This is a genomic window from Cryptosporangium aurantiacum (assembly GCF_900143005.1).
GTDB lineage: Bacteria > Actinomycetota > Actinomycetes > Mycobacteriales > Cryptosporangiaceae > Cryptosporangium > Cryptosporangium aurantiacum.
Genome location: NZ_FRCS01000029.1, coordinates 14,984 through 28,181, shown reverse-complemented (window position 1 = coordinate 28,181; position 13,198 = coordinate 14,984). Strand labels below are relative to the sequence as shown.

The 13,198-nt window shown below is 74.6% G+C and carries 8 protein-coding genes and 1 pseudogene; 1 reads left to right on the top strand and 8 read right to left on the bottom strand.

Features of this window, described 5'->3' with window-relative positions:
* Nucleotides 1-16: 16 nt before the first annotated feature.
* Complete coding sequence (gene ald, locus BUB75_RS42025; protein ID WP_073266189.1) at nt 17-1,132, bottom strand: alanine dehydrogenase; 1,116 nt, start codon at nt 1,130-1,132, stop codon at nt 17-19.
* A gap of 231 nt (nt 1,133-1,363) precedes the next feature.
* Here ald and BUB75_RS47465 point away from each other — a divergent pair, with 231 nt between their 5' ends.
* Nucleotides 1,364-1,693, top strand: coding sequence for an NINE protein (locus BUB75_RS47465; protein WP_084742456.1), 330 nt, complete (start codon nt 1,364-1,366; stop codon nt 1,691-1,693).
* Between the two features lie 192 nt (nt 1,694-1,885).
* Here the strand turns inward: BUB75_RS47465 and BUB75_RS42015 are convergent, their stop codons facing one another.
* From BUB75_RS42015 to BUB75_RS41985, 7 genes and pseudogenes are all read right to left on the bottom strand, one after another.
* Nucleotides 1,886-2,491, bottom strand: coding sequence for an NUDIX domain-containing protein (locus BUB75_RS42015; RefSeq protein ID WP_073266126.1), 606 nt, complete (start codon nt 2,489-2,491; stop codon nt 1,886-1,888).
* On the bottom strand, nt 2,488-4,203 hold the full coding sequence (locus BUB75_RS42010; protein WP_073266124.1) for a CTP synthase: 1,716 nt from the start codon (nt 4,201-4,203) through the stop codon (nt 2,488-2,490). Before BUB75_RS42010 ends, BUB75_RS42015 begins: the two co-directional genes overlap by 4 nt.
* Before the next feature lie 52 nt (nt 4,204-4,255).
* Nucleotides 4,256-6,508, bottom strand: a complete 2,253-nt coding sequence (locus BUB75_RS42005) for a sulfatase family protein (RefSeq protein ID WP_073266122.1) — start codon at nt 6,506-6,508, stop codon at nt 4,256-4,258.
* A complete protein-coding gene (locus BUB75_RS42000; protein WP_073266120.1) occupies nt 6,505-8,982 on the bottom strand; it encodes an alkaline phosphatase family protein in 2,478 nt (825 codons plus the stop codon). Before BUB75_RS42000 ends, BUB75_RS42005 begins: the two co-directional genes overlap by 4 nt.
* Nucleotides 8,979-10,082: a glycosyltransferase family 4 protein gene (locus BUB75_RS41995; protein WP_073266118.1), complete on the bottom strand. Its 1,104-nt coding sequence runs from the start codon at nt 10,080-10,082 to the stop codon at nt 8,979-8,981. The genes BUB75_RS42000 and BUB75_RS41995 overlap by 4 nt, the downstream gene beginning before the upstream one ends.
* Before the next feature lie 52 nt (nt 10,083-10,134).
* Nucleotides 10,135-11,967, bottom strand: a complete 1,833-nt coding sequence (locus BUB75_RS41990) for a lipid II flippase MurJ (RefSeq protein WP_218618105.1) — start codon at nt 11,965-11,967, stop codon at nt 10,135-10,137.
* Nucleotides 11,968-12,290: 323 nt separating this feature from the next.
* A pseudogene (locus tag BUB75_RS41985) lies at nt 12,291-13,142 on the bottom strand (hypothetical protein); the annotation flags it as partial.
* Nucleotides 13,143-13,198: the final 56 nt, after the last annotated feature.

The window sequence follows — 13,198 nt, the reverse complement described above, 5'->3', positions numbered from 1 at the left end:
AACAACGCCCGGTGCGTCAGGCCAGGACGTCGGCGAGTGGCAGCGCCGTCCGGCCGTGCGCGGCCGCCACCGGCTCGGAGACGACCTGGCCGTCGAACGTGTTGAGGCCGAGCGCGAGCGCCGGGTCGGCGCGCAGGGCGTCTCGCCAGCCCTTGTCCGCCAGTTGCAGGACGTAGGGCAGCGTCACGTTGGTCAGCGCGTACGTCGAGGTGTGCGGCACCGCGCCAGGCATGTTCGCGACGCAGTAGAACACCGAGTCGTGCACCCGGTACGTCGGTTCGGCGTGCGTGGTCGGACGCGAGTCCTCGAAGCATCCGCCCTGGTCGATCGCGATGTCGACGAGAACGCTGCCGGGCTTCATCTCGGCGACCAGCGCGTTCGAGACGAGCTTCGGTGCCCGGGCCCCCGCGACCAGCACCGCGCCGATCACCAGGTCGGCGTCGGTCACCGCGCGTTCGATCTCGTAGCTGTTGGACGCCACGGTCTGCAGGTGGCCCTGGTAGATCCGGTCGGCGGCGCGCAGCTTGTTCAGGTCGGTGTCGAGCAGCAGCACCTCGGCCTGCATGCCGAGCGCGATCGCGGCCGCGTTCATCCCGGAGACGCCCGCGCCGATCACGACGGTCTTCGCCGCGTAGACGCCGGAGACCCCGCCCATCAACGTGCCGCGCCCACCGCCCGACCGCATCAGGTGGTACGCGCCGACCTGGGGCGCGAGCCGGCCGGCGACCTCGCTCATCGGCGCCAGCAGCGGCAGCGACCGGTCGGCCAGCTCGACGGTCTCGTAGGCGATGCCGGTGACCTTCCGGTCGACCAGCGCGTCGGTGCACTCCTTCGACGCGGCCAGGTGCAGGTACGTGAAGAGCGTCAGACCGGGACGCATCCGGTCGTACTCCTCGGCGATCGGCTCCTTCACCTTGAGCACGAGCTCGGCCTCGCCCCAGACCGCGTCCGGGCCGGTGACGATCCGCGCGCCGGCGGCGGCGAAGTCGTCGTCGGTCACCGAGGAGCCCAGGCCCGCGCCGGCCTCGACCACGACCTCGTGGCCGTGCCGGACCAGTTCGTGCGCGCCGGCCGGGGTCAACGCGACCCGGTACTCGTGGTTCTTCACCTCTGCCGGGACACCGATCTTCACGCCGTCCACCTTTCCCCACCACCGCGCCGGACGACATCGTTGCGTGGGGAAACGATGACGATCAGCGAGGGCTTGTCGTGAATCCGTGGCTGGAAACCCCCGTAGGTTGTGACTTGCCTAGAGGATAAACGACGCAAGTCGGTGGGCAATTAACAACAAAACGGGCATGAATTCACAGTTGTCGCCTACCCGATCGTGCGCGCTAACCCGAGCCCACTACGCTGCGGCGCCATGACCTACTCTCCACCTCCTGGCCAGTACCCCGGCGGGCAGCAGCCCGGCGGCTACCCCGGCGGTCAGCCGGGTTACGGCGCCGTCGACCCGGCGTCCGGCCTTCCGTACTCCGACAAGTCGAAGCTGATCGCCGGACTGCTCGGCATTCTGCTCGGTAGCTTCGGCGCCGGTCGGTTCTACACCGGTCACACCGGCATCGCGATCGGTCAGATCGCGGCCACGTGGCTCACCTGTGGCCTCGGTGCCCTCTGGCCGCTGATCGACGGGATCATGATCCTCGTCAACGGCGGCACGGACGCCCAGGGCCGCCCGCTCCGCCCGAACTGAGCAGTACCGTCCCCAGCGCCGCGGCCCGTTCTCGGGCCGCGGCGCTCTACCTTTCTGGGCCGTAGGCGCTCGTGCTCTGACGCGGAGCGCGCCGAGGACGAGGCTGGCAGTCGAGCGCGAGGCCGCCTCGACCTTGCGGTGGTCTCAAGGCCTCGCGCTCGCCTGTCAGGCTCGCCCCTCGGCGGCCGTGCACTACATGCGGTCGGGGCGGGCGCGCCAGGGCGCGTCGGTGCCGCGCAGGCCCTGCCAGCCGCGGGCGCGCGCTGCGGCCGCCGCGAGCACTCCCGCGGCCGCTGCCGCGTTCTCGATCTCGCCTGCCAGCACCAGGTCCACGGCCTCGTCGAGCGCGAACCACCGCGAGCTCATCGTGGCCTCCTCGCCCGTACGGACGTGACGGTCGCCGTCCGGCACCGGCGAGAGCCCCCGGGCCAGGTAGATCCGAATAGCCTCGTTCGACGCGCCGGGCGTCGTCAGCAGGTCGAGCAGTACGTCGTACTGCGTCGCCCGCAGATCCACCTCCTCGGCGAGTTCCCGGGCCGCGGTCAGCACGGCCGCCTCGCCGTCGACGTCGAGCAGGCCGGCCGGAAGCTCCCAGAGCTCCCGGCCGACCGGGTGCCGGTACTGGTGAACGAGCAGCACCCGCTCGTCGGAGTCGACCACGACGACCCCCACCGCCCCCGGGTGGATCACCCAGTCCCGGACCGCGGTCTCGCCGCCCGGCATCGTCACCGCGTCGCTGACGACCGAGAACACCGCGCCGGAGAACTGCTGCTCCCGCGACACCACCTCGAATGTCACGTGAGGGCACCCGCACCCGCCGGGGCGTCCCCGACCGGCACCTCCACCGGCAGCCGGCCGGCGTTGTTGTACTCCAGCGCCGCGGCCACGAACGACCGGAACAGCGGGTGCGCCCGGGTCGGGCGGGACTTGAACTCCGGGTGCGCCTGGGTGGCGACGAAGTACGGGTGCTGCTCCCGGTCCAGCTCGATGAACTCGACCAGCGTGCCGTCCGGCGAGGTACCGGAGAACTCCAGCCCGACCGCGGACAGCTGCTTGCGGTAGGAGTTGTTCACCTCGTACCGGTGCCGGTGACGCTCGGACACCGACGTAGCCCCGTACGCGTCCGCCACGAGACTTCCGGGCGTCAACGCAGCCGGATACGCACCGAGCCGCATCGTGCCGCCCATGTCCCGGTCACCCGCGACGACGTCCTTCTGGTCGGCCATCGTGGAGATCACCGGGTGCGGGGCGTCCGGCGTGAACTCGGTCGAGTCGGCACCGTCGAGCTTCGCCAGCGACCGGGCCACCTCGATCACCATGCACTGCAGCCCGAGGCACAGGCCCAGCGTCGGGATGCGGTTCTGGCGGGCGTACTTGATCGCGCCGAGCTTGCCCTCGATGCCCCGCACCCCGAACCCACCCGGGATCAGCACGCCGTCCACGTCGGCCAGCGCCGCCGCCGCACCGGCCGGCGTCGCGCACCGGTCGGCCGGGACCCACCGGATGTCGACCTTCGCGTAGTTCGCGATGCCGCCCGCGCGCAGCGCCTCGGTCACCGACAGGTAGGCGTCGGGCAGGTCGATGTACTTGCCGACCAGCGCGACCGTCACCTGGTGGTGCGGCCGGTGCACCCGGTCGAGCAGGTCGTCCCAGCTGGCCCAGTCGACGTCCCGGAACGGCAGGTTGAGCCGCCGCACGACGAATGCGTCCAGGCCCTCGCGGTGCAGCACCTTCGGGATGTCGTAGATCGACGCCGCGTCCGAGGCCGAGACGACCGCGTCGGCGTCGACGTCACACATCAGGCTGATCTTGCGCTTCAGCGACTCCGGGATCTCCCGGTCCGAGCGGCAAACGATCGCGTCCGGCTGGATACCGATGTTGCGCAGCGCCGCCACCGAGTGCTGGGTCGGCTTGGTCTTCAGTTCGCCGCTCGGGGCCAGGTACGGCACCAGCGAGACGTGCAGGAACAGGACGCGGTCCCGGCCGACGTCGTGCCGGACCTGCCGGATCGCCTCCAGGAACGGCAGCGACTCGATGTCACCGACGGTGCCGCCGACCTCGGTGATCACCACGTCCGGTACGACGCCGTCCGGGCCGGCGGCGGCCATGCCGCGGATCCGTTCCTTGATCTCGTTCGTGATGTGCGGGATGACCTGGACCGTGTCGCCCAGGTACTCGCCGCGGCGCTCCTTCGCGATCACCCGGCTGTACACCTGGCCGGTGGTCACGTTGGCGTTCGCCCGCAACTGGGTGTCGAGGAAGCGCTCGTAGTGACCGACGTCGAGGTCGGTCTCGGCCCCGTCCTCGGTGACGAACACCTCTCCGTGCTGGAAGGGGTTCATCGTGCCGGGGTCGACGTTGAGGTACGGATCCAGCTTCTGCATGACCACTCGCAGCCCGCGTGCGCTGAGCAGATTGCCCAGGCTGCTCGCGGTCAGGCCTTTGCCGAGCGAGGATGCGACTCCCCCGGTGACGAAGACATGCGTGGTCGCCTGCGACGACAGCGACAAGGGGACTCCCGCGGTAATGGCGCGGCCTGGTGGCCCGCGCGCCCACGGAATTTCACGGTAACACGTCGGCGGGTGCACCTGCGGAGCGTGCTGGCGTGTCCGAGGTTTTCCGGCCGTCGGTTGTACCCTCCGTAGCTGCCTGGTCGCCCTCATCCGTTTGCTGCCCGTTTTCCCTGCGGACGTCGTCCAAAGGCTCGTTCGGGGCAGTAGTCCGTCCGAAGCGGGAGCCGGGCTCGGGCCGCAACCAGGCCGCCACCGCTGCCGGGAGCGCCACCAGCGCCGCGTTCACCGGGACCGCGATCCCGGAGTCGTTGACGGCGAAGCCGAGCAGGCCGAGCACCACGACCACCTGCAGGCCGGTCCGCAGCCCCGGGTGAGCCCGGTAGGCCGCCCGCAGGCCCGCCGGTGGCCGGAATACCGCCACCCCGGCGATGACCAGCAGGATGGCCGCAGCGATCGTGTGCGGACCGGCGAACAGCAGGTCGAGGTTCGCGCGGATCTTCCGGTCGACGGTGGCCAGGCCGTCGCCGTCGAGCACGGTGGCGACGAAGCGGCCGAAGTGGGTGCGGTCCTCCTCCGGGCGGAGGTAGTCGGCGATTGCGAGCGACGCGACGAGCCCGGCTCCGGCGCCCAGCACGGCCACGGCGCGGCGGCCGGTGACCTTGCGCCCGGCGACCAGCAGCGCGAGGACGCCGAACGCCGGCACCAGCGTGAGGATGCCGCCGAAGTCGGTTCCGAGGCCGGGTGAGCCCTCGACCACGATCACCGGCACCGCGACGGCCAGCGCCACCGCGACCGCCGAGCGGCTGGGTCGGCCGGCGGCCAGGCCCGCGGCGAGCAGCAGCGCGGACGCGCCGAGCACCGCGAACGCGACGTTGCCGAAGCCCACGTACCGGCCGCCCTCCAGCGCGGTGTAACCGAGGAGGCTGTTGAGCTGCAGGCGGGCGCCGGTCATCACGTCCGCGAGCAGGACCACGACGGTCACCGCGCTGACCGCGGCCAGGCGGCCGGTGGCGGTGCGGCCCCACGGTGGTGCCACCGCGACGGCCGTGACCAGCGCCATCGCGCCGAGGATCGCCGCCGCCAGCGCCGGGGTCGTGGGGTCCGCCCGCCACCACGGCACGGTATTCGCGAGGAACGTGGCCACCGGGAACGCGCTCAGCGCGGTGATCGCGACCGAGGCCCGGCGGCGCAGCGGGTCGTCCACCGCGGGACGCCGTCGCAGCAGCAGCGCGGCGATGCCGTAGACCACCGCGCAGAGCACCGCGAAACCGGCCAGGAACGTGCCTACGAGGTGCTTACGGGCCACCGCGGCGGTGTCGGCATCAACCAGCGCCGCGCGGGTCGTAGCGAAGCTCTCGGACCGGGTCTCGGTCGAGCGGAACACCGGCCGGCCGGCGATGTCCTCGGGCACCGGCTCGTCGAGCGCCGCGAGCACGGTCGGGGCGATGTCCACCAGCTGCAGGTACGGCATCCGGCCGGTGCTGGACGAACGCAGCCAGCCGCGGTCGAAGCCGGGGCCGTCGGCGATCGCCACGTGCAGGCGGCCGTCGGTCGCGTCGGTGTCGGAGACCCCGACGACCAGCAGCGTGGAGTTCTCCGGGCGGGCCGCCTCAACGCGGGCCAGGGCGGCGTCGGCCCGTCGCAGCGCCGCGTTTCGGCCGTCACCAGCGGCGTCCGGGAGCGCACCCAGGTCGACCGCGGTGAGCGGGCAGGCGCGCAGCAGCGGCGCCGGGTCGTCCGGCAGCGTGGCGCGGTAGACGTCGACGTTGCCGGAGGAGTCGGCCGCGGCCAGCGCGCCACCGGTCCCGACGGCACCGGCGCAGGTCAGCCGGGTACCGAGCAGGCCCGGCTTGGCACCGAAGCGGAGCTGCCGGTTGAGCTCCGCGAGGTCCTCCCAGCCGTCGATCGACGCGCCGGAGCCGGTGTTCCGGCTGCTCACCGGGGGTGCGGTCCGTGGTCCGCAGCCTTCCGCGGTGTCGATGTCCGAGGGCTCGACGATGGCCGCCGAGCGACCGGCGCCCAGCGTCAGCCAGCCCTCGCCGACGCAGGTGACGGCCGGCGCGGCGCGCACCGAGAGCGTCCCGACCGAGCCGGAGGACGCCAGCCGGGCCAGCGTCGGCGTGCGGCCGGTGGCCACGTCGGACCACTGCAGGCCGGCGATGCCGACCACGACGACGGCGTTCGAGCGGATCGTCTCGGCGCGCGGGCCCGCCGCGGCGGGGACGGCGGTTCCGAGCAGCGCGAGCAGCACGATCGCGACCGCGAACCCCAACCGGTGGAACGGTGCAGCGTGACCGCTCACCGCGTCCCCCGGCCGCTCGGGGCCACGCTCTCGGCGTCCCGGGTCGGTGGCCGCTGGGACGGTGGTGCGGGCGCGGCTTCGGCGTCGGGGTCGGCGTTCTCGGACTGGGCACTCACCGGGCTGGCCTCAGGCACAACGGGTTCTCCGCCTGTCGAAGGGGGGTTGTCCGGTTCGGGGTCCGGAGCGTCGGCGGTCGTGCCACCGGCGTCCGGACCGTGGTCCGACGGCAGCAGCGGGGGCGCCACCTCCGGGGACCAGAGCGGCAGCTCCCGGCGGACCGGTCGCTGCCCGGCGAGAGCCACCCGGATCGTCAGCGCGATCGCGAGCGGCACCGCCACCATCACGGCGAACGCGGGGACCGCGACGCCGGAGTCGTTCAGCCCGAAGCCGAGCACCGCCGCGACGAGCAGCCCGACCAGCCCCGCCCGCACGGCCGGGTAGAGGCCGAGCACCCGGCGGAGCCGACCGGTCGGCACCAGCAGGACGAACGTGACGAACACCGCGACCGCCAGCACGAGGAGCGTCAGCTGGCTGGTCAGCAGCAGGTTGACGTTGGCCTCCGCCTTCCGCTGGATCACGGTGCCCGCCGAGCCGTCGAGCAGCTGGGCGACGAACCGGCCCAGGTGTGACCGGTCCTCCTCGGGCCGGGCGTAATCGGCGGCGGCGAACGCCGACACGGTGCCGAGCGCGGCCACCGCGGCGCCCGCGACGACACCGCCGGACACCCGCCGCCCGCTCAGCCGGACCGCGGCCAGCAGCACCGCCGGCGTCAGCGCCAGGATGCCCCCGATGTCGGCGCCCCACCCGGGCGCGCCGACGATCAGCACGGCGGCGGCGCCGGCCACCGTGAACAGCGTCGGGCGGCGCCAGCCGGGCACGGCCTGGGCCAGGCAGCCGATGCCGATCAGGACGCCGGCCGCGAAGACGCCGAACGCGAGGTTGCCGAAGCCGGTGAACCGGCCCGCGACCAGCGGCGAGTACCCGGGGAGCGCGTTGAGCTGCAGGTTGCTGCCGGTGAGCACGTCGGCGGCGAGCACCAGCGCGGTACCCACCGCGACGCAGCCGATCGGACCGGTGGGCCGCCCCCGCCAGGGGCCGCCGTAGGCGAGTCCGGTCAGCGCGGTCATCCCGGCCAGGATCAGCGTGATGCAGACGAACAGCGGGTGATCCGACCGCCACCACGGGACGATGTTCGCGGCGAACGCCGCCACCGGCACCGTGGCCAACACGACCGCGAGGACCTCGACGACCTCGATCGTCCGTGGCCAGCGGGGCCGTCCGGGTGTGCGTTTCCCGGCCGCACCCTTGGTCAGCGGCGCCGGGATCGCCTGGGCGACCACCGTGTGCCAGCGCCGGAACACCAGCCGCCAGGACAGCACGAGCAGGGCGATCACCGCGACGACCATCACCGTGAAGAACGGCTGCACCAGCGGCCGCTGCACCGCGGCGGCCCGATCCTGGTCGACCAGCCGGGCGATCTCACCGGCCGGAGTCGCCGCCTGCGTTCCGGCGCTCACCATCGCGACGCCGTTCATCGACGGCACCGGGTCGAGGCCGAGCGCGGAGATCGCGGTCGGGGCGATGTCCATCAGCTGAACGAACGGCGCCTTGCCGGTCGTCGGCGACGTGAGTTCGGCGCCCGGCTCGAAGCCGGGGCCGACCGCGAGGACGACGTGCAGGCGCGGGGTGTCGCCGGTGTCGGCGACGCCGACGACGATCAGCAGCGAGCCGGGCGGCCGGGCAGCGTCCACCCGTCCGATCAGCGCGTCCATCGTCGACGCCTGGTGGTCGCGCGCGGTGGTCTCCGCGATCGTCGGCGCCTCGACCAGCGTCACCGGGCAGCGGGTGAGCAGTTCGGTCGGGTCGGCGGGCAGCGTCGGCGTGTACCGGTCGATGCGGCCGCTGGGGTGGGCGGCGGCGACCGCCGCGCCCGACCCGACCGCGGTCACGCACCGGACGCCGTCGGCCAGGGCACCCGGCTGGGTGCCCTGGGACAGCTCGCTGTTGCGGGCCAGCAGCGCGTCCTGGTCGGGCAGGCGCGCGCCCTCCGCCCGGGTGGTGACCGGCGCCTGCAGCGGGAACCGGGCCGGGCAGGACATGCCGTGCCGCGGTCCGCGTCCGCGGTTGCCCGCGCCGAGCGTCACCCAGCCGTCGGCCGGGCAGGTGAGCGCGCCGGCCGCCCGCACCGACAGCGCGCCGGCACTGCCGTCGCCGAGCAGGCGCCAGAGCGTCGGGGTGCGGCGTTCGTCGACGTCGTCCCACCGCAGGCCGCTGACCCCGACCACGACGACGTGGTCGGTCGGTGCGGTCACCGCGCTGGGCGCCGCCACCGGTAGCCCCGGCACCGCGGTGATGCCGGTGATCGCGGCGATGACCACGACCGCGCACACCGCCGCGACCCGGAGCAGCAGCGAGACCGGCCGCTCCCCCGGGACGCCGGTGAAGGGCCCTGGCCCGCTTCGTCCGGCTTTCACGAGGGCGCCCCGCTGGCGGACGGGACCCCACGGAGCTCGGCGTAGACGGCCGCGGCGTGGGCGGCGACCGTGGCTTCGTCCGGCCAGGACGCCGCGACCTCGGCGCCGCGCGCGGCCAGCGTCGCGGCCGCGTCCGGATCGTCCAGAAGAGCCCGGACCGCCGCACCGACGGCCTTCGGGTCACCGGGCGGGACCAGCCGGGCGCCGTCGCCGACCAGGCCGGGGACACCGCCCACCGCGGTCGCCACCAGCGGGCGCCCGGCCCGCAGAGTCTCCTGCGCGAACAGCTGGCGCGCTTCCCAGTCGCTGGTGACCACCGCGACATCGCACGCCGCGAGCAGCTCCGCGACGTCGGTGCGGTGCCCGAGGAACCGCACCGGCGCGTTGTGCTCGGCGGCCCGCGTGCGGAGCGCGTTCTCCTCCGGACCGCTCCCGGCGATCACGACGGTCGCCGGTGCCCACCCGGCCGACGCGTCGATCAGCACGTCCAGGCGCTTCTGCGGGTGCAGGCGGCCGACGGTGAGCACGAGCGGGCCGTCGACGCCGAGCTCCGCTCTGACCTGGTCCCGGGTTTTGGTCGGTGGATCGAGCGTCGGTGCGGCCACCGGGCCGGGGCGGACGTCCCGCCCGCCGAGGCGCAGCACCCGGGCGATGAGGTCGTCGGAGGCGGTGAGCGTGAGGTCCGCGGACCGGGCCACGACGCGTTCCAGGCCGCGCAGCACCGGGTTGCGGGCCTGCGTCGGCATCAACATGTTGTGCCAGGTGACGACGAGCGGGCGCCGGCCGGCCGCGGCGGCCACCAGACCGGCACGCAGCCCGTGCGCGTGCACCACGTCCGGACGGTCGGCCCGCACGCGACGGCGGAGCGTGGCGACCGCGGTCGCGTCCCGGAGCGGATGCGGGCGGGCCGGGATCTCCAGCGGCGCGAACCCGGCACCGACCGCCCGGAAGCCGAACAGCTCCTCGGTGGCGGCCGGGCCGTACACGTCCACGCGATGGCCGGACTTCACCAGCTGCTCGGTGAGCGACCGGACGTGACGCCCGACGCCGCCCGTGCTCGACGCGAGCACCAGCGCTACCCGTGGCCGTCCGCTGCTCACGTCTTCACTCCTTCGTGGTCGGTCGTTAAACCTGTGGTCCCAGCATGCCTGGTCACTTTCGCCGAGGACGCCCGGGTCGGGGTAGTGGTACGGCCGTCTCGGCCCCGACCAGCCGACCGACGGATCGCAAAAGGCCTCCGAACAGCACGAGGACCACCACCGCGGCCAGCGCGCCCGCGCCGACGGCGGCGAGCAGGCTCTCTCCCGGCACCGCCGACGCGGCCCAGGCGCCCGCGGCGGCGGCCACCGCGGTCGCCGGTGCCAGGGCCAGCGCGAGCCGCCCGGTGCCGCGGAACGTCCCCGGTCCGGCCCGGCGCGCGGCCAGCACCAGCAGGGCCACGCCGAGCACGGTCATGCCGATCGTGTTGCCCGCCGCGAGCGCCGCGACCCGGTACTCGGCGGGCACGGTGAACACGAGGACGACGTCCGCGATCGCGGTGGCGGCCCAGCCGCCGAGTACCGCAGCGGCGGCGGGCCCGGGCCGCTCGGCGGCGTAGAGCGCGCGGGAGAGCAGCGCGAACAGCCCGTACCCGAGCAGGCCCGGTGCGAAGAACGCGATGCCGAGAGCCACTGCGCGCCTGCTGGCGTCGCCGTCGCCGGCCGCGGTGACGAGAGCGGCCACCGGTTCGGCGCCCGCGATCAGCGCGGCGGTGGCCAGCGCGCAGAGGATCAGGACGCCGTGCACGGTCGTCCGCAGCGTGCGCCGGTACGCGTCGTGGTCGGACCCCTCCCAGGCCGCGACCAGCCGCGGGTAGGCCGACGTGGCCAGCGGCACCGCCAGCACCGCCCACGGGAGCAGGAACACGGTCTGGGCCATCGTGAACACGACGACCGAGCCGTCCGGCGCCGACCACCGCTTGGCCAGCAGCAGCGCGATCAGCAATGCCAGCTGCTGCCCGACGACCGTCGCGACGCCGCTGCCGACCAGCCGCCGGACCCGGTCGACCGAGCCCGCCGGAAACCTCAGCGTCGGCCGGATCCGGACGCCGGTGCCCCGCAGCGGCACGAGCAGGCTGAGCGAGAGCACGACGACGCCGAGCGTGGTGCCGACCGCCAGCACGAGCTGCCCGGTGCGGCCGACCTCGGCGGCGGTCTCCGCACCGCTCTCCAGGCGTCCGTAGACCAGGTACGCGGCGATGACCGTCACGCTGGAGAGCAGCGGTGCCAGCGCGGGCCCGGCGAAGCGGCGGTGCGCCTGCAGGACGCCGGTGAGCACGATCCCGACGCCGTAGAGGACGAGCTGCGGCGCGAACACCCGCAGCAGCAGCCGGCCGAACTCACCGTCGGCGGCGCTCGCTTCCGGGCCGAGCAGCGCGGCGACGATCGGGCCCGCGGCGAGGCTGACCACGACCGCGAGCGGCGCGAGCAGCACGATGACCCAGGTGAGGAGCGCGGACGTCACCTGGTCGACGGTCTCGCGTGCGCCCCGGTCGGCGGCGCCTGCCAGCAGCGGGACGACGACGGCCGCGAGCGCGCCCCCGGCGACGATCTCGAACACGATGTTCGGGATCGTGTTGACGACCTGGTAGATGTCGCCGACGCCGTGGTAGCCGACCGTCCCGGTGAAGACGACGATCCGTCCGAAGCCGATGATCCGGGCCAGAATCGTGAGACCGGCGATCAGTCCGGCGGCACCGAGCAGCGAGCGGGTGACCCGCCGCTTCCCGGCGCCGCTCCCCCCGCCGTCCGCCGAGCCGTCCGCCGAGCCGTCCGGCAGGCCGTCCACCGGGCCGTCCGACGGGCCGTCCGACGGGCCGTCCGACGGGCCGTCCGACGGGCCGTCCCCCGGGCCGTCCGACGGGCCGTCCGACGGGCCGTCCGGCGACGGTGGCACGGGCGGCGTCCCGGTGTCGTCGGGGGCCGCCGCGGTGTCGGGCACGGTCACCGCCCTCCGGCGCCCGGCCCCGGCTCCCCCGTGCGCGGTGACGTCGGTGCCGCCGTGACCTCGGCCGCCGACGAGTCGGCGGCTGGCGCTTCGGCGGCAGGCTCATTCCCGGGCGATCCGGCTGCTGCCATGGCTGCGGGCGCCGCGGTCTCCGCGGCGGTCCCGCGCGCGGGCAGGACTGCGGGCGCGGGCGCGGCGGCGGGCGTGGGCGTGGGCGCGGCTGCGGGCGCAGGCGTGGGCGCGGGCGCCGCGATCTCCGCGGCGGTCTCCGTGGCGGTCTCCGCGGCGGTCTCCGTGGCGGTCTCCGCGGCGGGGGCGGGCGCGGCGGGGCGGCGGCCCCAGAGGTCGATCGTGTTCAGCGCGGGCGTCCGGGCGATCACCGCGGTGAAGCTGACCCGCTCGCTCGCCGCCATCAGCCCGATCAGCCCGGCGGCGGTGAGCGCACGACCGGGGCGGCCGAGCCGGGCCGCCGCGGCGACGCCCAGCAACGCCCCGAGCGCGTTCGCCCCGGCGTCCCCCAGCATGCTTCGCTCGCCCAGGTCGTCGGGGAGCGCGGCGACCGCCGCACCAGTGACCGCGGATGCCACGACGGCGGAGCCGTCGCGCCCCGGGCCCAGCAACGGCGCGGCAGCCAGCAGGCTGACCTTCAGCGCGCGCCCCGGGCGCAGGTCGAACAGGTTGACGACGTTCGCCGCGCCGGCGATCACGGTCGCCGCCAGCGCGGTGTCGACCGCAGCTCCCAGCGGCCCCCGACGCTCAGACGCACCCAGCACCGTCCCGGCGACCAGCGCGCTCACCCCGACCCCGGCCACCTTCACCGCACCCGCGCTGACCCGGCCCTCGCGCAGCGCCAGCAGGTGCCCGCGGAAGCCCTTGTCGGCGCGCTGCTCCGGGCGGGCCCCGACGATGTCGTCGTACGCACCCACGACCGCGGACCCCAGACCGGCGACCGCCGCGGCCACCGCGGTCCGGCGAGGGGCGGCGAACGCGGCCGCCGCGAGCGCGGCGCCGAGCGCCACCACCGGGCCCTCGGCGAGCGTCACCGGCTCACCGCGGTGGTTCGTGCGGGCCAACGCCTCGGTGATCGGCGCGGGCAGCCGCGTACCGGCGCGCTGCAGAGCACGGGTGGCCACCGCTGCCGCAGCCGCGGTGACAAAACGACGTGCGGCGGGCACGTGTCCTCCTCGTCAGGCAACTCACCGCGCCCGGGTCCTCGCGCGGTGAGGCGGCG